The sequence below is a fragment of the Methylobacterium sp. J-077 genome, from assembly GCF_022829365.1.
In the GTDB taxonomy this organism is placed as follows: Bacteria; Pseudomonadota; Alphaproteobacteria; order Rhizobiales; family Beijerinckiaceae; genus Methylobacterium.
This window is the reverse complement of sequence record NZ_JAKSYJ010000118.1, coordinates 1-18663: the sequence shown is the minus strand read 5'-3', so window position 1 is coordinate 18663 and position 18663 is coordinate 1. Positions and strand designations below refer to the sequence as shown.

The following is an 18663-nucleotide window of genomic DNA, read 5'->3' as shown; positions in this document are numbered from 1 at the left end:
CCAAAACAGGCGAGCGGCGCTGAACGTCCTACTGCTTCGCCTCGATCATCGATCGGATGCGCGCGGCCATCTCTTCGATCGGAAACGGTTTGGTTAGCACAGCCATCCCAGGAGCGAGATGGCCGTTGCCAAGGATCGCGTTCTCCGCGTAGCCGGTGATGAACAGAACCTTCAGATCGGGCCGCGACACCCGGGCCGCGTCCGCCATCTGTCGCCCGTTCATGCCCCCGGGCAAGCCGACGTCGGTGACGAGGAGATCGATGCGCACGTCCGATTGCAGCACCTTCAGGCCCGCCGCGCTGTCGCTTGCTTCAATGGCGAGGTAGCCAAGGTCTTCGAGAATTTCGGTGACGAGCATCCGCACGGACGGCTCGTCGTCCACCACCAGAACGGTCTCGCCCTGGTCGGAGCGGGGTAAATCGGCGAGCAGGGCGGTCGGATCATCGACAGCGACGTCGCCGTAGTGGCGCGGCAGGTAGAGGCAGACCGTCGTTCCCTCGCCGACCTCGGAATAGATGCGCACCTGTCCGCCCGATTGCTGCGCGAAGCCGTAGATCATCGATAGGCCAAGCCCGGTGCCCTCGCCGATGGGCTTCGTCGTGAAGAACGGCTCGAACACCCGGGCGATCACTTCGGGGGGCATGCCGGTGCCGGTGTCGGTGACGCAGAGCGAGAGGTACTGGCCCTCGGGAATAACGTGCTTGATCGCGGCTGGCCGATCCAGCCACTTGTTGGCGGTCTCGATAGTGATGCGCCCGCCACCCGGCATCGCGTCGCGCGCATTGATGCACAGGTTCAGCAGCGCATTCTCAAGCTGCGGGGGATCGACCAGCGCGGGCCAGAGCCCGGATGCACCGACCACCTCGACCAGGATGCCCGGTCCGACCGTGCGCTGGATCATCTCGTGCATACCAGCGACGAGCCGGTTCACGTCGGTGGGCTTGGGATCGAGCGTCTGGCGACGCGAGAACGCCAACAGGCGATGCGTCAGGGCGGCGGCGCGTTTCGCCGCCCCTTGAGCAACGGTCATGTACCGATCGACGTCGGTTAGCCGGCCCTGCTGCATGCGGCTCTGCATGAGTTCGAGCGAGCCCAAGATGCCCGCGAGCAGGTTGTTGAAGTCGTGGGCGAGGCCGCCGGTGAGCTGGCCCACCGCCTCCATCTTCTGCGCCTGTCGCAACGCTTCCTCGATGCGCTCGCGCTCCTCGCCTTGCTGCTTAAGCTGTGCATTGGCTTCGGCCAGTTCGTGCAGGTGCTGGCGCTGCTCGGTCAGGTCGGTGAGCACGCCGCACAACAGGGCGACGCCGTCGCCCCGGCTCAGACGGCTGAGCGAGAGATTGGCCGGCACGTGCGATCCGGTGCCTGGTTGTAAGCTGATCTCGCCGCGGGCCGCGCCGTTGCGAGCGGCTCGCGCCAGCAGCCGGATCAAGACCGGACGATCCGCTTCGTGAACGAAGGCACTGAGCGGCTGCCCGATCAGCGCCTCCGGTGGGTGCGCGAGCATCGCCGCGATGCGCGGGTTGCAGTACAGCAGCGCCCCGTCCGAACTGAGTGTGAACGCGCCTTCCTGGATCTGCTCGATCAGCACGCGGTAGGGCCGGTCGGCGTTCTCCAGGGTGTAGACCAAGCGCTCCTGGTTCGGCCCTTCCACCACGACCGCGTCGAAGTCGCCGCGGCGGATCGCAGCGAGCGTCTCCTCGCTCTCCTCTAGCTGCGCCTCCAACTCACGGATGCGGGCACGAGCTGCGTCGAGGGCGGTCGGATCAGCGCCCGGGCTCATCACCGCCTCCGGGAGGCGAGAAGATGCCGAGGCCGCGCAGCACCCGCGCCTCGTCCGAGAGGTCGCCGATGATCTGGCGCACCGGGAGCGGCGTCAGCTTGAGCAGGGTCGGCGCCGCCACGACCTGATCGACCTCGGCTAGCTCCGGCTGCTGATAGATGTCGACGATGGCCAGGCTGAAGCGGCCGGCGAGGTAGCGCCGGCAGATCCGATGCAAGTTCTCGATCGTGCGCTGCGAGCGCGGGCTCGTGCCGGCGATGAACAGGCGCAGTTGGTACTCGGCCGGGTTCGGCGCGTCTGGCCCACCCGGGCTCAAGGCGTGGCGGGATCGCGCGGACGGATGTCGAGGCCGACCAGCACCTTCTCGGTGTTCGAGAGGTCGCCGATGATCCGCTTCAACGGGGCCGGCAAGCGGCGCACCAGGGTCGGGATCGCCAGGATCTGATCGCCCGCGGCGAGCTGCGGGTTCTTCAACAGGTCGATCACCTCGATGTCGTAGCGCCCGGCGAGGTGCTGTTCGCAGACACGCTTGAGGTTGACCAACGCGGCCATCGACTTCTGCGTCTGCCCGGCGACGTACAGGCGCAAGTGATACTGCCCCGGGTCGCCATCTTCCTCGGAGACGGGATCAGGGGTGGATGAGATGCGCTCACTCATTCGGCCGCGCTCCTGCGTCGGGCGATGTCGGAGCGGCCGCCAGCCAGCTGCGTCTCGCGTTGAGCGTCTTCACCCAGGAGTAGGGTCTCTTCCTCCTCGGCCGTCTCCAGGCTCGCCCGCAGCTCGGCGATCTGACGCTGGATCCCCTCACGTCGCCGAACCACCTCCCGCTTGCGGCGTTCGCTCTCCTGCCGACGGCGCAGCTCAGCGGCTTCCTCTTGTGCCTCCTGGACGACGCGTGCGGTCCCGGTGAGCACGCCGGCCGGCCCGATGTAGGCGTCGACGAGCTTCAGCCCGGTCGCTGCCATCTGGAACTCCCGGACCTGGTTCGAGTGGCTCATGCCGCGAGCCTTGATCACGTAGAGCGTGCGCGATCGCTCGCCGTTGGCCTCAATGTCCTGCAACTTGATCCACACGTCCATCAGCGAGGACAGGCCGAGGTCGCCGGCCTGACCGAAGGCGCCGTCAGTGCGCAGGCTTGTGAACACCGCGGTGATGCCGCGGCTCTTGAGCATGTCGACCATGCGCAGCAGCGTGGCCTGAAGTTCGACCTCCGGGCCGCGCAGAGCCGAGATCGGGTCAATCACCACGAGGTGGGGCCGGAACTGCTCGATGTCCCGGTGCATCCGCGCGAGGTGCATCTCCAGCCCGTACAAGGTCGGGCGGGCGGCTTCGAACCGTAGCAGGCCACTGTCCACGTGCCGAGACAGATCGAGCCCGACCGAGCGGGCGTTGCGGCAGATCTGCTCGCCGCTCTCCTCGAACACGAACGAAAGGCAGCGCTCGCCGCGGGCGCAGGCCGCCTCGACCATGTGACCGCTGATCGTGGTCTTACCGGTCCCGGCCGAGCCGGAGACCAACACGCTGGATCCGCGGTACAGGCCGCCGGGCCCGAACATCGCGTCGAGGCTCTCGATGCCGGTCGAGACGACCTCATTCGACACCTCGTAGCTAAGGTCGGCGGCTGTGACCGGTAGGACGCTGATGCCCTGCTCGTCGATCAGGAACGGGTACTCGTTGGTGCCGTGCGCCGAACCGCGGTACTTCACGATGCGCAGGCGCCGCGTGGTGATCTGGTCCTCGACCCGGTTGTCGAGCAGCACCACGCAGTCCGAGACGTACTCCTCCAAGCCCTGTCGTGTGAGCTGGCCCTCACCGCGCTCGCCGGTGATGATCGCGGTGAGCCCGCGATCCTTGAGCCAACCAAACAGGCGACGCAGCTCGGATCGCAAGATGGCGGCATCGCTCAGGCCGGCGAACAAGGTCTCGATGGTGTCGAGCACCACGCGCTTAGCGCCGATCGTATCGACGGCGTAGCCGAGTCGGATGAACAGGCCTTCGAGGTCGTACTCGCCGGTCTCCTCAATCTCGCTCCGCTCGACCTTGACGTGATCGACAACGATCTTGCCCGCAGCCACGAGGCCGTCGAGGTCGTAGCCGAGGGAGGCGACGTTGGCAGCGAGGTCCTCGGCGCGCTCCTCAAAGCTCATGAACACGCCGGGCTCGTCGAACAGCGTCGCGCCGTTCACGAGGAAGGTTGTGGCGAACAGCGTCTTGCCGCAGCCGGCCGCGCCGCAGACGAGTGATGGCCGCCCTGCGGGCAGTCCGCCGTAGGTCACATCGTCGAAGCCGTCGATGCCAGTGCGCGCCTTCGGCAGGGTGGTGGCGTGCGGGGAAGGATCAGAGGTCACGTGGCAGTTCCCTGGCCAGCTCAGCGCCGAGGTGCCCACGTGCGGGGTGGTCGGGCGTCATCTCTGCGATGCGCTGACGCAGGGCGGTCTCGATGAAGTTGGTGAGCGTGCGGTTGTCCTGTCGCGCGCACTCTCGGGCGGCAGCCAACACGGTCGGGTCGATCCGCAAGGCGAGCGGTGTCTTCATCGCCACCTTCTCCGATGCGGACGCAGGCCTCGCTTATCGTCTTGTATCGAGGACAGCAATACAGCCGAGCCGGACGCTCGCATGGAAGCGTGGCTGCCGCTAACGCACTGGCGGCACCGAGTTCATTGAATGCGTGTCGGTCGTCCTTTTGGGTATGCTTGTGTGGAGACGAAGGGCCGCTTTGGATGGTGGGCGGACTTCGACCTGTCATCCGGAAGCGGAAGTTCCGCTTCGCTCCGAAATTGCGGCTCACGAACCCGGTTTCTGGTCGGGAACGATCAGCAGGACGAGGAGGATGAAGGCCGGCACGAGCACACTCCAGAAGGACAAGGCGGCAACACCGAACGCTCCTGCGAGTGCGCCCGCCGCGAACGCCAGCACGGCGGACAGCGTGCGCCGCAGCCGAGTGCTTACCTGCTCACTGAGCCTCGCCCCGCACAGGCGGTCGGTAAGATCGATCACGGCTTGAGTGACGTTCACGGTCATCACGGTCGTCGCCGCCAAGTAGCCGATCACCAGACGCCCGATCCCGTTCTGGATGCCCGTCGCAGCGACCCCGAGCATGCCGACGCCGATTGCCTTCGCGCCATCCGGTGAGCCGAGCGGTGACATGGCCACACCCGCAATCGCAAAGGCGATCAGGACGGCAGCTTCGAGTGCCAGCAAGGGGCGAAGCGGCGACGATCCTCTCCGCTCAAGGGCCAGGGTGATCAGGCGCGTGATGGCGACGGCCAGGATGAACGTCGGTAGGGCGAGCAACTTGGCGAGGACGCCGGTCGAGGTAGAGATCAACTCCGCACCGATCAGGACGAAGTTGCCGGTGACATGGGCCGTGAAGAGGCCGGTCAGGGCGATGAAGGCGGCGGCGTCCACGAAGCCGGCGATGAAGGCGAGCCCGGAACCGATCACGGTGTCTCTAGCAGTGTGAGCGAACACGATGCATCGGCCTCCTCAGCGCCCAACCCGGTTATAGGGCTTCATCCACCAAGGTGCTGGAAAGCGGACCTTCCGAGGGTCTGCAAATGGTCGGGAAGCGGACCCATCTATCTGTACCGTAGGAGGAACAACCGGTCTGGCAACGACCATCGCCGACCAAAAACCTGCAACCCTGCATGCCGGTGTTGCGGCGAGCCTCTTCCCCGCTTCGCCGCAAAGCCTTAACCGCGGGATGGAAGGATGCCGGTGGTTCGGGTTGCCGGTAATCGGGGAAGCCGCGATGCATGTGATCTTGGTGGCGACCCAGAAGGGCGGCAGCGGCAAGTCCACTCTCTGCGCCCATTTCGGGTCGTTGGCCCAACGCGAGGGGCCTACCCTTTTGATCGATGCCGACCCGCAGGGCTCACTGTCCTTCTGGTACAAGCGCCGCGAGGCCGACACGCCCCTGTTGGCCAAGGCAGACGGCGGGACCTTCCCCGGGATCCTCGACGCAGCCAAGGAAGACGGCGTTCAGTGGGTGGTGGTCGATAGCCCGCCCCACAACGCCGCCCTTATCTCCTCTCTAATGTCGAGAGCGACCGTCACGGTGGTCCCGGTCCGCCCGGGGCCCTTCGACCTTGATGCCGTGGCCGCGACCCTATCGATGGCCAAGAGCCTCAAGGCGCCTATCGCTTGCGTCATCAACGCCGCGCCGCCGCCGACCAGGGACGCCGAGATATCGATCGTCGCTGAGGCGCGCGCCATGCTTTCCGGGATGGGAGCGCCTGTGCTCCCCGGTCAGGTGTCGCAGCGCGCCGGCTTGAGCCATGCCCTGATCTCCGGCCAGTCCGTGAACGAGTACGACCCCGAGGGAAAGGCGGCCACCGAGATCGCGTCCATGTGGTCCCAGGTGGTCGCGCTAGCCCATGAGTTCCGCCGCAAGTAGTAGAAGCGGCATCGCGGTAAGCCGCGCATCCTGCATCCCTTCAATCCGCAATCGAGGCATCAACGATGGCTGGACCGGTCCGTCCGAAACTCAACAGCTTCGTGGAGCAGAAGGCGTCGGCACCTGTGCCCGCTGCGGCCGTGTCGGATGATGCAGAGCCCTCGCGGGAAGCCGAGCCGCCTGCTCCTGGCCCGTCCGACCTGAAGACGATGCAGGTCCGCGTGAACCGTGCGGGCTGGGTCGAGATGTCCAGGCTGGCGCAGGACCTCGACATCCCGCTTGAGCGGCTGATGGTTGATGCGTTCAACGACATCCTGTTGAAGCATCGCAAGCCGCCGGTCGTCGAACGGCGATTGCCCATCAAAAAGGGGTGACCCGGCTATTCGACGGGATCGGCTCGGAAAGCCTGCGATCAGGTTTGCAGGTATTAAGGCATCCCGGACATGAGGAATGCCGCCGAGGCTATAAGACCGCGCGCGCAGGTCGCGCGGGATAGGGCAACCTCCTATCTAGCCAATTCTCGCACCATCCCAGCGAGTGCATGGCGGGAACCACAGCGTCCCGCACACCCCGATTGAAGACGCCCCAAGTGCTCGACACGGTTGCAACATCGAGTCGGTCTTGGAGAACCGCCGATGGCAACGTGTGCAACGTGCGAGGCGCCGTTCGAACCGAAGGTGCCAACACACCTTTACTGCTCGCCATTGTGTCGAACCCGTGCGGCTACCCAAAAGCTTCGGGCCGCGCATCGCCGGGGGAAAGTAGGGCCAACACGCGCGACCTGCGAAGAATGTGATCAGGCCTTCGCGAAGGTCCTGCCGAAGCATAAATATTGCTCGGAACGCTGTTCAATGCGAGCCCGGGAGGTCCGACATAGGCTCCAACTGGATGAAGTGCGCTGCGCCAACTGCAAATCATCGTTCCAGCCCGCTAGGTGGAACCAGTGTTTCTGTTCTCAGACGTGCAAGAGGCGTTGCCACACGATTGAAAGAACTACGCGCAACATCACACGGCGTTCTCTGAATGGGGCCTTTGATTTAAAACGAAGTCAGACCACGCGTGGGCCATACACCCCCTCAGAGATCGATGCCCTGCGCGCCAATCCGCTCTGTGTTTTGCCGAACCGGACCCTGCGAGCCCAGTGGGTGAAGTGCGGTCAGCTTTCCATCCCGCGCGATAAAAGCCTCTACGTTCCTCAAACCATCTCCCCGGCCGCCAAGGCTCACCAGTACGCCCAAGCAGCCGCCCGTCAGCCGGCCCACCGTCGTCGTTGGGCCTTCCGACGCCGCGTCCGCGCGAACCCTGAGCCCGTCCTAGCTGAGCTGCGCAACCTCGCACGGGGCCATCGCCTTGCCGAAGACGTCGTCATTGAGGGTTTCGCCACCGTGCTCCGCCTAGCAATCCCGGCGGTAGAGGCGTTCAAGCTGGCCAAGGCGGAGGTCAACCGCACGTCAGCCCAGCCATTCAAGGAACAGTCGTTCAACCCCGACATCGACTACGAAGCTCGGGAAACTGGACGCCAGGTGTCTAAGGGCTCCGATATCCGGTCGGCGCGCGGCGAGAGCTAACGAGCTCTGCAGTGAAACGAGGTCGGGGTGTGCGCGAGGCCGGAATGCAGCCCGACGGTTGTTCTCGGCCGGTTGCATCAGGCTGGCTTACAGAGCCCCTTGGCAAGGATCTGGTTGCGCAGCTCACGTCCTATCCTTCGGATCAGATGCCGGCATACCAGGCGTAGCCCTGGTCCTCCCAGTAGCCGCCCTTGCCCTCGCCGATGCCGGCGAAGCTTTCCACCACCTCGATGCGCATGACGTATTTGGCCTGCTTGTAACCTAGGTTACGTTCGACGCGCAGACGTAGCGGTGCACCGTTCGAGACCGGGAGCGCCTTGCCGTTCATGTCGTAGGCGAGGATCGTCTGCGGGTGGAACGCGTCCACGAGGTCGATGCTCTCGTAGTACCGGACCGGCGATCCGCCGCCGACCGCGGTGTCCTCCGACGCCTGCTGTCCGCCGGAACTCTTCCTGCTCTCCCCACCGCCCGACTGCTTGGTCATGGCCGGGTTGGCGTTGCCCGCGGGGACCGCCTCGTCGGGGCCGTCATCCTGCGCGGTGTCAGCTCCGCCGTCGTCCTCGCCCTGGTCCATGGTGTCGGCGCAATGGAACACCACGTAGCGCGCCTCAGGCTTCAGTTTGGCCCGGGACAGGAGGTCAGCGAGCGGCACCCCGGTCCACTTGCCAATGGCGCTCCACCCCTCGACGCAATCGTGCCGGGTGATCTGGGTGCGCGCCGGTAGCTTGCGAAGCTCGGCCAGCGACAGCTTGAAGGGCGCCTCCACGAGACCGCCGACCTCCAGCCGGTAGTTGACGAATTTGCGCTTCGCCAGCGCCTTATAGGACCGGTCGGGCGGATCCTCGGTGCCGTTCGGTTTGAACCACGGTGAGATGTCGGCCTCGGCATATTCCGGTGCCAGCGTCCGGTCGGTGAGGACTAGGCGCTGGACGAACAGGTTGGCGTCCTCGCCGGTCTTGAGGGTGCGTTGGAACCACTCCGCGTTGCCGAGGCGGTCGCATCCACCGAGCATGGCCGCCGCGGCCATGGCGGAAGCTCCTGTTAGGAGGGCGCGTCGGGTCGGAAGGGGGCTCATGGCCGGGGCTCCCCAACGGCGGCGACCGGCTCGACCTTCCGCTCGATCACGAACCAGCCGGTGACCATGCCGCGCATGTTGTTCCAGAACCCCGAGAGCAGGACCAGGGCGACGTGCACGATCACGAACAGGACCAGCAGCGCCGCCACGACGAAGTGGACCGTGCGGGCCGATTGCCGGCCATCGAACAGGGTCAGCAGGAACGGGAACGCCGCGTCCATCGCAGGCGACATCGCCAAGCCAGCCAGCACTTGGACGGGCAAGAGCACGAACAGCACGACGAGGTAGGTCAGCTTCTGGATGACGTTGTAGCGCTTGGCCTCGTCGCCCTGCGGGAAGCGCAATGTCAGGTGCTCCCAGATCGAGGCGCCGAAGTGCCGGACTTGGTCGCGAGACGGGATCACCCGGAACCGAAGCTGCCCGCTGACCAGTCCGTAGAGCAGGTAGATGGCGCCGTTCAGGACAAAGGCCCAGGCGAAGAAGAAGTGCCAGCTGCGACCGCCGGTGAGGTCCTGGTCGCTCGGCAGGGTCAGCCAGGACGGGAAGCCGCGATCAGCCGGCTCGCCATCGGCGCCTGCCGAGGAGCCGAGCCAGCCGGTGGTCTCGAAGGTATGCCCGAGGACCGTCATGACGCCCTTGGGCGGGTCGTCCTCGGTGGAGGACATCGCCATCAGCGGCGTGTCGAAGGTCGAGACCTTGCCCCAGTACAGGGCCGGGTGGGCGTTGAAGATCTGCAGGCCGCTCATCAGCAGGACCAGCAGGCAGACCGCGTTGATCCAGTGCGTGATGCGGATGACGGCGGGGTGCCGGAACGTCCACCGGCGGCGCTCGACTTCGGCTGTGTCGGGTGCGGAGCGCGTCAGGAATGTGCGGGGCAAAGTGGGGAGCTCGTTGACGATAGGAGCGGGTCGCGGTGGAAGGGCCCAGGAGGCCCTTCCGAGGTCGCCGTGACCGCCTCACATGCGGTTCATCATGCGGCGCTTCATCATCCGCTTCCGCATCATGCGCTTTTTCATCATCATGCGGTCGCCGTGCATCATGCGCACCTGCGTGATGCCGGTATCGGACTGGAGGCCGTTGGCGGACATCGGGGCGGCCGATGCGGATCCGGCAACGAGGGCAAAGCCGCCAAATAACACGGCGGTAAGCGCAAGCGTCGTCTTCTTCATCTGAAATCTCCCAGATAGGGCGGATCTCCCGCCCGAACCTACAGAAAAGCCAAGGCATCCTGCCTAAGTTCCTGAATAAAACCGTCTTTTCGAGCTGTGCATCCCGATAAAATTAGACAAACCGCTTTTCTACGAACGGCAGCTGAGATAAGTTTCAAGCGGTGAACCGATTTTTTAATGGATGCAGAAATATTTTGTTCGGTAGAATTTTGCCAGCAATTTTCTAATTTACATTATATTCAGATCTGAACCTCTCCCACTTCTTCCGGACAGGTGTCGCATTGTCGCTGCGATCCGGGAGGTGCTCGTAACCAATCCAGCCAGCCTAAAGCCCGAGAACCCGCACAAGGCGGCCGCGCGACCACGTCGCAATTTCCTCAAGGCCGCCGGCATCCTCGTCGCTTCAACAGCCTTCCTGGAGCTGAACCTCAGCCAAGCCTTCGCGCAGCGTGACGCCACGCTCGCCGGCGGCACGGTCGACCTCGGCCAGGGTGACTTCGCCGTCCTCAACTACGCCTACGCCCTGGAGCAGTTGGAGGCTGCCTTCTACACCCAGGTGCTGCAGCAGCCCTATCGTGGCTTCAACCCCTCCGACGAGCAGAGCCTCACTGGCATCCAGCAACACGAGGTCGCCCATCGCGAGTTCTTCCGCTCCGCGCTCGGCGGCAATGCCATTCCTGACCTCCAGGTCGACTTCGGCCGGGTCAACTTCGCCAGTCGTCAGAGCGTGCTCGGCACCGCCCGCACCTTCGAGGATCTAGGCGTCGCCGCCTACAACGGCGCCGGCCAACTCCTGCGCAACCCCGACTTCCTGGTCAAGGCCGGCTCGATCGTCTCGGTCGAGGCGCGCCACGCCGCCACGATCCGCGACATGCTCAACCCTTACAGTGCAGCATTCGCCGGCAACGACATCGTGGACGGCAACGGCCTCGACCGCGCGCTCGTGCCCTCCCAGGTGCTGCCCAAGGTGGTGCCGTTCGTCCTCACCCCCGTCAGCGCGAGCCAACTGCCGTGATCGCCCGGCCGATGCTCGCCCCCGCCACAGAGGACGCCACCATGACCGCATCTACGCCTGCCACTCCCACCCTGATTGAGACACTCGATCCCGACATGACTGCCCGGATGACCTCGCGCCGGGGCCTGTTCACCCGTGCCGTCGGCACGCTCGGGGCCCTCGCTAGCGCGCCGACGGTGCTCGCCGTCGCCTCCACCGAAGTCTTCGCTCAGGGCCTACCGGGGCAGGTGGTGGACGTGCTCCGGTTCGCCCTGACCTTAGAGTACCTGGAGGCGGAGTTCTACCGCACGGCGCTGGCCACGCCCCACCTGATCCCGGCGCGCTACCGAGCCGTGTTCTCACAGCTCGCCAAGCACGAGGCCGCGCATGTGCAGTTGCTGCAGGGCGCGCTAGGCGCCGCCGCGATCCCGTCTCCGGCCTTCGACTTCACGGCCAAGGGCAAGTACCCGGATGTGTTCGCGAACTTCGACACGTTTACGACACTGTCGAGCACGTTCGAGGATCTCGGCGTGGCGGCTTACAAGGGACAGGCTGGCAACCTGCAGGGCACACCGGTGCTGACGACGGCGCTGCAGATCCACTCAGTTGAGGCACGGCACGCCGCGGAGGTGCGGCGGGTGCGCGGCTATGTCGGTTGGGACGGCGCCTTCGACGCGCCTTTGACCAAGGCGGCCGTCCTTGCAGCGGCGGGTCCGTTCCTCGCCAGCGGCGCCTGAGGGCACATAAGAGGCCGCGGACTGAAGCTGTGGCGGAGCCGTTCGGTGCGCCGTCACAGGTTCTATGCGAGAGAGCCTGTTCGCCAGCGCCCAGCATCAGCAAATAAGACCCACCGGCCCAGCCCACCTTGGGGGGACGATGCGGACCGGACCGATGGGTGTCCCTCGTGAGGACGCGCCATCGTGCTGCGTCGCAGTCTGAGGGTCAACGATGAAGGTCCGTGCCCACGAAAGCGGGGTGGGATCTACGCTGCGGCGTCAAACACCACAGCAGGCTCTACGTCCTCGCATGACGGGACGTAGGCACACCAACCGCATACACCTCTGTCGGCCGCCTCTGGAGCGTTCCACTGCGAACACTCCGGGCACACCTTCATCACGATGTGGGTGCCATGGATGAACGCGAGGCCGCGACCACAGAAGGTGGCCGCGCCTTGAGGTAGCTTTTTCAACATAGGTAGGTCCTGCGTACTATCGCAGGTTGATGTCAATGGATGCTCTAGGTTTCTCTCCGGGCTCCACCGAGACCGGACATCATGTAGCAGCGGCGGGCCCTGATCCGAGTGCCTGTGCCAGCATCCACCGCCTTCTTGAACGAGCGGAGGTCGCGTCAGGGCATGCCCCCGCCCGCCCGCCCGCCCGCCGCGTCCGCATCGGTGGCGAACGCGCGAATCATGGCGGCCCGCTCTCCCGGGTCGAGGGTGCCGAAGACGTACTCGGCTGCGTACAGATTGGGATCTGAGGCGGTATCATCAACGCCGCTCACGGCACCGCTTTCGAAGACGATGTCTAGAAAACTGTCACACCTTCGCGTCGATCTCACGCCGGCGCATATTGCCGACCGCCCGTGCCCCGGCCGCCGTCGCATAGGAGTAGGACGATTGCTCCAATCGTTGGCCGTCAGCCGAGGTAATGATCCACCGGAAGCATCCCGCATGGGTGGGGCACGGCACTACGCACACCCGGTTGGACCGAGAGGTAAGGTACGACATCGAGAGCCGATGCTTACGAGCCATTTTCCCTCTACGGAGCGTGAGGCGATCGAGTTTCAGATCCTCGCGGCACCGTTGTAGTGGCCGTCGTGCCCGCAGATGCGGTTACAGGGCGCGGTAGACGGCCCAGGCGGCTCGCAGTAGCTCGGCCCCATGCCCCCCCCACGCAGGCTTGTGGTTGCTGCGGTAGGCGGGGACGAATGTTGGAGGGACAGCTGGACTTCCAGGCCCCGAGCGAGGGCTACCCCCAGGTGGGGCTCTATGCGTCCGCGATAAGCCGCTCGTATTCGGCCTCCGCGGCACCGTAGGTGTCGCCGGCCATGTCCTCCAGCTTCTCGCGATCGAGCACGGTGATATGCCCTCGCCGCGCCCGGATCATGCCCGCGCCCTCCAGCACATGCGTGGCTGTCGTGACGCCTGGCCGACGCACTCCCAGCATCAGCGACAGGAACTCGTGCGTGATCGGCAGGTCATCCTGGTCCATGCGGTCCTGGTACATCAGGATCCAGCGGGCCAGTCGCGCCTCGATGGTCAGCTCGGCATTGGCGTAGACGGTGCCCCCGACCTGCGCGATGAAGCTCTGCACGTAGCGCCCGAGCAGGCCGCGCAGGGCCTGACTTGCATCGAGGGCTTCACATAGATCTGCAGCTGAGACGCGCAGCGCTTCGCCCTCGCCCTGGATGAGGACGGCGAACGGCCCGCGGTCGGCTCCCAGTACCAGCGGTGTGCCGACCATACCTTCGGGACCGACGAGGCCGATCTCGATGCGGCCATCGCGCGTGTCGGCCAGGTACGAGCAGATGCCGCTTTCAACGAAGTAGGCGTATTCAATCGGCTGATGCGGGACGAGCACCGTCTCATGTAGCAGCAACGGTACGCGCTCCAGTGCGGGAGAGAGACAAGCGAAGTCGTCCGCGGGCAGCGTGGTGAGGAGACGGTTACGGATCTCTGATTGCCGAAGCTGGAACACAACTCTGCTTCCGATCAGGGCCAGGGCAGCCTTCATCTCGCAATCGCTTGCCCCGAGGCAACGGCTCACGATACACCACCTTCGCACAGGATAGGGGCGAACCCTAATCTATGTTTACGACGGCTCGCCCCCGCCACCAGACCCGGTCACAGGTTGGTGGCGTGTGGGATATGCCACTCACCGACCAAGTCGAGCGAGGCGAAGTAGATCACCCTCCCGTCCTCATCGCGCACCCGAACCGAATAGGTCCGACGATCCCCGTCCGGGAGCCTGTTGCGCGCCATATCAGGGAGGGCATCCAATGCCTCGATGCGAGCGGCTTCGATGCCAGACAGTTCGAAGCCTTCGCTGTCCACATTGCGAAAATTACCGTCATCGGTATCAAAGAAAAAATGTGGCATGAGATATCCAGCCCTCAAACAGGCGGGAGCACTCGCGTCTCTCAGTCGCTGATGCCCAAATATTCGATCAGCGATGTCATGATTTTTGCATTGAAGCATACATATTTTCAATAACATGTATCAACTATAGTTGTATCTAGTTTGATGATTATTAATCAAAAGAAAGTAAAATTAGCTAAATAGAATGGTCGTGCGCAATCTTTATTTTTAGAAACTAGATTGGCGTCAGTGATATCATCGATGCCTAATCGTCAATTGTTGGGCGCACAGGAGAGGTTCAGTGGGCCTGCGTCATGACTACCAAGTCCACATCTCCGATCTCAGCAGAGATGGAACGAGGATCCTCGCAACGGATGACGTGTTCGCAGATCTCGCGACCGAGCCCTACCCCGCTCGCGAAAGGCTATCACGCAACCAGTCGCACCGGCTGCAATAGAGCGGTGCGTTCTTCTGGGGGCAGATCAAGAGTTGTGCTCAGGCCGCGCACGTCAACCGCTCCTCGATCCAGGTCTGTGCAGCATCTAGATCGGCGAAGGTGGGCCGCGTCGGCGTATCGACCCACCCGAAGCCAGCTTCCAGGAACCACATCCCGGCCATGTCGTCGTGATAGCCCGACAGCTTCACCAAGACCGCAGTCAGGAAGCCGTCGGCGAAGACCAGCTGCCCATCGACGTCGTAACTGCCGGTGGCGACCTGCACCGGCTGTAAGCGGAGGGTCATCCGGTCGCTCGCTTCTCCAGATGCAGGTATGTTGGGTCAAACTCGGAGACACGCAAAAGTTCATTCCAAGCCTCGATCACCAGCGTGCTGCTTCGGAGCGTGATCAGGGTCTTGCCGCGCATTTCTTGGAGCACGCGATTAATGTGTACGGGCGTGAGCCCCAGCGCATCGGCGAGATCCGCCTGGGTGACCGGCAGCGGGCACCGGTAATTCCCGGCCAGCCCCACCGCTTGCAGCTTCAGATACAGCTCGCAGAACAGGTGGGCGACGTGCTCAAAGGCTGAGCGCCGCCCCATGCTGACCAGCCATTCACGGAAGATCCCTGCGTCGATCAGCGTGTCACGCCAGAAGATTGCCGCGATGCCGGAGTGGTGCGCCGTCAACTCCCGCAGGCTCTCGTGCGGGATGAAGGCCACGGTGGCTTTGGTCAGCGTGCCGACGCTGTGATCCATGGTAGGGACGTGCAGGCTCTGAAGATCCAGGATGTCGCCGGGGACGTGGAACGATAGGATCTGCCGCTTGCCCTGGCTGAGGAGCTTGTACCGGCAGGCCCAGCCATCGATGATCAAGCAGCAATGCGAGGGCTTGTCGCCGTCACGTACGATGTCCTGCCGGACGTTGAGCTTTTGGATCCTGACCGGCAGGCTCTCAATGGCCTGGCGCTCCGCCTCCGATAGGCTGGCGATACTCTCCAACTTGCGGATGAGCCGGTTCGTAGCGTGGAGATCAGGGGCTGAACTCATATTGCTCCACCTCATATTGCAGGTGGAAGCCCTCGGCTCTCCCAGTCATCAGAACCTGAGTCGGACCAACTGATGATAGGTTCTATAATATAACGAAGTTACCTATATGTTCGATCATAAGATGGATTTCAGAGACGATTGCGTCCCCCGCAGAGATCAAGGACGAACCCGCCAAATTCCATCTTTTGATCGGATCGATCTCTTCATCCGCTGCCATGCTCATGCGGCTGTTGCCGTGATGGAGTGAGCGCAGTTGGCTGCGCGAGCGTTCCTTGCCCGATCATCGCCTGCACAGCTTCTTCCGACCCGAGCGAACTCAAGCCCCGTTGCCCGGTCCGGGTAGCGGGGTGTTTCTTGGTACGGGTCACCTGTTTCCGGGCAGGGGCCGGGCGTCCGAAATCGTACCCTCGATGCACCCTCAGGATCAGTGCCGCTCGGCTCGGTGTTCCGTCGAGGGGCACCTCCGGATGATCAGCGGGTTCTCTCAATCATGAGGCCAGTCCGATGCAGCAAGCTCTGACACGGAAGCTTGAGAGCTTCGAACCTCTGTCCGAGCAGGCTCGCTGGGCTCTGAACGGGCTGACGCTCAAGGTCCGGCAGGTCGGTGCACGCCAGGATCTGATCCAGGAAGGCGACAAGCCGGACAACGTCCTGCTGATTCTCGACGGCTTCGCGTGCCGCTACAAGATGCTCCCGGACGGTCAGCGCCAGATCATGGCCCTCCTGGTACCGGGTGATTTCTGCGACCTCAACGTCTTCATCCTCGATGAGATGGACCACAGCATCGGCACCATCTCGACGTGCCAGGTCGTAGACATCCCCCGTCGGGCTATCGACGAGATCACGGCGCACCATACGAGTATCGCGCGGGCTTTCTGGTGGTGCTCCCTGGTCGACGGTGCTGTCCTGCGCGAATGGCTCGTCAATATGGGTGGACGTGCCCCAGGTCAGCGCATCGCCCACCTTCTGTGCGAACTTCTCATGCGCCTGGAAGCGGTCGGGCGTGTCACCGACAACAGCTATGCGTTTCCGATGACGCAGACCGAGATCGCCGAGACGATGGGCCTATCCGACGTGCATGTGAACCGGACCTTGCGGGAACTGCGCGCGCTCGGCCTGATCCACCTCAAGGGCCGGGTGCTCACCATCCTGGATGTCGAGCGACTGAAGGCCTTCTGCAGCTTCGCGCCGAACTACCTGCACCTGCGCAACACCCGCTGGGGCGAGCGCCGCGACCTAAGTTGGCCTGGTACCGCGGAGGCCTAATCGATGTCCGAGCAGGGCAACGTCGAGACGCTGATCGTGCTGCAGCCGATCGCGGTCGACACGGACAGCCCAGATCGCGAAGGCCGGCTGGTGATCGCCAACGGCCTGCTCGTGGCGGTGCTGGTGCGCCTCGCCGAGCCCGAGCACGACAATGTTGGAAGCTGGTTCTTCGAGGTTGGCTTCGGCCGACTGCAGGGGAAAAAGGCACCGACCTTTTTAAGCCTGGAAGATGCGACCCGCTGGCTGCGACGGCATCTGAAGCCGGCTTGAGTTATCCCGCTGGTAACTGGTTTGGAAATGCCCTCGCACGGCTGAGTGGCACCGTGGGATATGGTAGGGCGTGCGAGCGCCGAAGCGGGGCGTGACTGACGCTTCGTGCTAGGCCGCCGACAGCCGCTTGGTGTTGAAGGCGACGTGCTCGCGGTAGCGGGCGATGACAGCTTCGGGCGAGCCACCAAGCATCAGCGTCGTCATGGCCTCGCCGGCGGCGTGCACCTTCTCGACGACCATCGATTGCATCTCGGCCCGGCCCTCGCGGCCGCCCCAGGCGAGGCGCACCATGCGTAACTCGATCACGCGCTGAGACTCGATCGCCAGCAATATCGATGAAAAGATGGGATTGTACACGATAAAACTCCGCGCCGCGGCATTTGCTGCCTAGATCAACATAGTTTGAGCCCACGTGGCTCCTCCCTAAATTTGTTAAGAAAAGACGTCGCGCCCATAATATATTCTAAAACTGCAACCTATGACTCCAAGCACAGTTTGGCTTGTAGCATAATGCTCTCCGTCACCCTTCCTTCGGCGGTTTCTTCAACGAAAGGCCTCGCCCATGGGCAGCGGTATCTCTCTGTTATTTCTAGCGCTGGGCACGATCGGCGGCGTCGGCTTTCTCGCATTGGCCGCACGCAAGCAGGTCGCTAACTTGAAGGGCGATCCGGAACGCTCCAACCTTATCAAGGATCACGGCGGCGCGCCACGGCAGAACATGCCGGGGACCGAGCACTGAAACCGCGACCATCGCGCTTGAGACGTTCCTGATCTCCGGCTCGGCCCGCCGCCCGATCTGATCACGGGCTGGCGGGGGAGGTCGACGATCTCACCGGCGTGAGCCGATACGCAACGCGGCTCGAAATGTAGGATGACGTGTTGCGGTTGGCGGTCGGTGCGGTCGTCGTGACATAGAGCGTCCCAGGCCGGGACTACCGGCGAATGAAGAAGCCCGCGCCGGCGAACCGGGCGGGCTTCGACGGCTTCGGGATCGGGGGGATAAACTCCGAAGCTAGTCCGATTTGTACCACCGCAGTGCACAAAAGGAATTGTGCTAGCTGCGTGCACACTTACTTTTGAATTCGCTCACGGCTGACCATCGCTAACGTCTGCGGCAGGATCAGCTGGCGGGAAGCTGGCGCCAGCCGTCCGCAGTACCTGCATCAAGGCGTTCAGCTGCGCGATCGTGATTACCGGCTCGCCGGAACTGCCCTCGGCTCGCGTGACAACGCTCAGAGGCACCTTGGCTCGCTTAGCCAGATCACGCGGATCCAAGCCGATGGACATGCGCGCTGCACGGAGCTGCGGGCCTGTGATCACCCCCATCTGCTCCTATGACCGAGCGGCTGCAGCACCAGATCCTATCTTACGAGCGCGGGGGAGGAGCTACTTGCCGCCGCCGCCCTTGTAGGCCGTGATCGCACGCCGGCAGTTCTCCGAAATCTTGTCCATGTTCTTCTTGAAGCAGGCGTCCATCTCAGGGCTGTCCGGATCATCGCCACTACAGAAGGTGACCGCATCGCCCGAGCAATAGGTCTTCAGGTCCTTGTTGCCACGCTTCGAGGCGGAGGCGTCAGGAGCG

Annotated in this window: 24 protein-coding genes; 8 read left to right on the top strand and 16 right to left on the bottom strand. The window is 63.8% G+C overall.

Annotated features, from left to right (window positions below; translation table 11 throughout):
• Positions 1-28 precede the first annotated feature (28 nt).
• From MKL11_RS12930 to MKL11_RS12905, 6 genes are all read right to left on the bottom strand, one after another.
• A complete protein-coding gene (locus MKL11_RS12930) occupies positions 29-1780 on the bottom strand; it encodes an ATP-binding protein (RefSeq protein ID WP_243944014.1) in 1752 nt (583 codons plus the stop codon).
• Positions 1764-2096: a circadian clock KaiB family protein gene (locus tag MKL11_RS12925; protein WP_243944012.1), complete on the bottom strand. Its 333-nt coding sequence runs from the start codon at positions 2094-2096 to the stop codon at positions 1764-1766. The genes MKL11_RS12930 and MKL11_RS12925 overlap by 17 nt, the downstream gene beginning before the upstream one ends.
• Positions 2093-2437 (bottom strand): circadian clock KaiB family protein, encoded by a 345-nt coding sequence (locus MKL11_RS12920; protein WP_243944010.1) that lies wholly within the window; start codon positions 2435-2437, stop codon positions 2093-2095. Before MKL11_RS12920 ends, MKL11_RS12925 begins: the two co-directional genes overlap by 4 nt.
• Positions 2434-4128: a circadian clock protein KaiC gene (kaiC, locus tag MKL11_RS12915; RefSeq protein ID WP_243944007.1), complete on the bottom strand. Its 1695-nt coding sequence runs from the start codon at positions 4126-4128 to the stop codon at positions 2434-2436. The genes MKL11_RS12920 and kaiC overlap by 4 nt, the downstream gene beginning before the upstream one ends.
• Complete coding sequence (locus MKL11_RS12910; RefSeq protein ID WP_243943997.1) at positions 4118-4315, bottom strand: hypothetical protein; 198 nt, start codon at positions 4313-4315, stop codon at positions 4118-4120. Before MKL11_RS12910 ends, kaiC begins: the two co-directional genes overlap by 11 nt.
• A 249-nt stretch (positions 4316-4564) precedes the next feature.
• A complete protein-coding gene (locus MKL11_RS12905) occupies positions 4565-5224 on the bottom strand; it encodes a YoaK family protein (protein ID WP_243943995.1) in 660 nt (219 codons plus the stop codon).
• 307 nt (positions 5225-5531) lie between these two features.
• Here MKL11_RS12905 and MKL11_RS12900 point away from each other — a divergent pair, with 307 nt between their 5' ends.
• The 3 genes from MKL11_RS12900 to MKL11_RS12890 all read left to right on the top strand — a co-directional run bounded on the left by MKL11_RS12900 (position 5532) and on the right by MKL11_RS12890 (position 7744).
• Positions 5532-6176, top strand: coding sequence for an AAA family ATPase (locus MKL11_RS12900; protein ID WP_243943993.1), 645 nt, complete (start codon positions 5532-5534; stop codon positions 6174-6176).
• 65 nt (positions 6177-6241) lie between these two features.
• Entirely contained in the window at positions 6242-6550 is a 309-nt protein-coding gene (locus MKL11_RS12895; RefSeq protein WP_147910931.1) for a hypothetical protein, read from the top strand.
• A 771-nt stretch (positions 6551-7321) separates the two neighbouring features.
• A complete protein-coding gene (locus MKL11_RS12890; protein WP_243943991.1) occupies positions 7322-7744 on the top strand; it encodes a hypothetical protein in 423 nt (140 codons plus the stop codon).
• A 142-nt stretch (positions 7745-7886) separates the two neighbouring features.
• Here MKL11_RS12890 and MKL11_RS12885 read toward each other — a convergent pair whose 3' ends face one another.
• The 3 genes from MKL11_RS12885 to MKL11_RS12875 all read right to left on the bottom strand — a co-directional run bounded on the left by MKL11_RS12885 (position 7887) and on the right by MKL11_RS12875 (position 9988).
• A complete protein-coding gene (locus MKL11_RS12885; protein WP_243943989.1) occupies positions 7887-8819 on the bottom strand; it encodes a molybdopterin-binding protein in 933 nt (310 codons plus the stop codon).
• Positions 8816-9697: a cytochrome b/b6 domain-containing protein gene (locus tag MKL11_RS12880; protein WP_243943987.1), complete on the bottom strand. Its 882-nt coding sequence runs from the start codon at positions 9695-9697 to the stop codon at positions 8816-8818. Before MKL11_RS12880 ends, MKL11_RS12885 begins: the two co-directional genes overlap by 4 nt.
• Positions 9698-9775: 78 nt before the next feature.
• The gene (locus MKL11_RS12875) at positions 9776-9988 is read right to left on the bottom strand and encodes a hypothetical protein (RefSeq protein ID WP_243943985.1); all 213 of its coding nucleotides are present in this window, start codon (positions 9986-9988) and stop codon (positions 9776-9778) included.
• Between the two features lie 301 nt (positions 9989-10289).
• On the opposite strand from MKL11_RS12875, the gene MKL11_RS12870 reads away from it, so the two are divergent.
• Complete coding sequence (locus tag MKL11_RS12870; protein WP_243943983.1) at positions 10290-11003, top strand: ferritin-like domain-containing protein; 714 nt, start codon at positions 10290-10292, stop codon at positions 11001-11003.
• A 41-nt stretch (positions 11004-11044) separates the two neighbouring features.
• Positions 11045-11719 (top strand): ferritin-like domain-containing protein, encoded by a 675-nt coding sequence (locus MKL11_RS12865; protein ID WP_243943980.1) that lies wholly within the window; start codon positions 11045-11047, stop codon positions 11717-11719.
• Between the two features lie 610 nt (positions 11720-12329).
• Here the strand turns inward: MKL11_RS12865 and MKL11_RS12855 are convergent.
• The 5 genes from MKL11_RS12855 to MKL11_RS12835 all read right to left on the bottom strand — a co-directional run bounded on the left by MKL11_RS12855 (position 12330) and on the right by MKL11_RS12835 (position 15545).
• Positions 12330-12485 (bottom strand): hypothetical protein, encoded by a 156-nt coding sequence (locus MKL11_RS12855; RefSeq protein WP_243943976.1) that lies wholly within the window; start codon positions 12483-12485, stop codon positions 12330-12332.
• Positions 12486-12970: 485 nt separating this feature from the next.
• The gene (locus tag MKL11_RS12850; RefSeq protein ID WP_243944016.1) at positions 12971-13681 is read right to left on the bottom strand and encodes a Crp/Fnr family transcriptional regulator; all 711 of its coding nucleotides are present in this window, start codon (positions 13679-13681) and stop codon (positions 12971-12973) included.
• Positions 13682-13827: 146 nt separating this feature from the next.
• Positions 13828-14082, bottom strand: a complete 255-nt coding sequence (locus MKL11_RS12845) for a DUF6894 family protein (protein WP_243943974.1) — start codon at positions 14080-14082, stop codon at positions 13828-13830.
• Between the two features lie 474 nt (positions 14083-14556).
• Positions 14557-14802, bottom strand: coding sequence for a hypothetical protein (locus MKL11_RS12840; RefSeq protein ID WP_243943973.1), 246 nt, complete (start codon positions 14800-14802; stop codon positions 14557-14559).
• Positions 14799-15545, bottom strand: a complete 747-nt coding sequence (locus MKL11_RS12835; protein ID WP_243943971.1) for a Crp/Fnr family transcriptional regulator — start codon at positions 15543-15545, stop codon at positions 14799-14801. The genes MKL11_RS12840 and MKL11_RS12835 overlap by 4 nt, the downstream gene beginning before the upstream one ends.
• Before the next feature lie 504 nt (positions 15546-16049).
• Here MKL11_RS12835 and MKL11_RS12830 point away from each other — a divergent pair.
• Together MKL11_RS12830 and MKL11_RS12825 are read left to right on the top strand one after the other, a co-directional pair.
• Positions 16050-16811: a Crp/Fnr family transcriptional regulator gene (locus MKL11_RS12830; RefSeq protein ID WP_243943969.1), complete on the top strand. Its 762-nt coding sequence runs from the start codon at positions 16050-16052 to the stop codon at positions 16809-16811.
• Positions 16812-16814: 3 nt separating this feature from the next.
• Positions 16815-17081: a hypothetical protein gene (locus MKL11_RS12825; RefSeq protein WP_243943967.1), complete on the top strand. Its 267-nt coding sequence runs from the start codon at positions 16815-16817 to the stop codon at positions 17079-17081.
• A 108-nt stretch (positions 17082-17189) separates the two neighbouring features.
• Here the strand turns inward: MKL11_RS12825 and MKL11_RS12820 are convergent, their stop codons facing one another.
• The gene (locus tag MKL11_RS12820) at positions 17190-17438 is read right to left on the bottom strand and encodes a hypothetical protein (RefSeq protein ID WP_243943965.1); all 249 of its coding nucleotides are present in this window, start codon (positions 17436-17438) and stop codon (positions 17190-17192) included.
• 205 nt (positions 17439-17643) lie between these two features.
• Between MKL11_RS12820 and MKL11_RS12815 the strand changes: the two genes are divergently transcribed.
• Entirely contained in the window at positions 17644-17820 is a 177-nt protein-coding gene (locus MKL11_RS12815) for a hypothetical protein (protein ID WP_167367844.1), read from the top strand.
• 647 nt (positions 17821-18467) lie between these two features.
• On the opposite strand, the gene MKL11_RS12810 is transcribed toward MKL11_RS12815, so the two are convergent.
• Positions 18468-18663, bottom strand: a 196-nt coding sequence (locus tag MKL11_RS12810; RefSeq protein ID WP_243943963.1) for a 3',5'-cyclic-nucleotide phosphodiesterase, incomplete at its 5' end; no start/stop codon positions are given.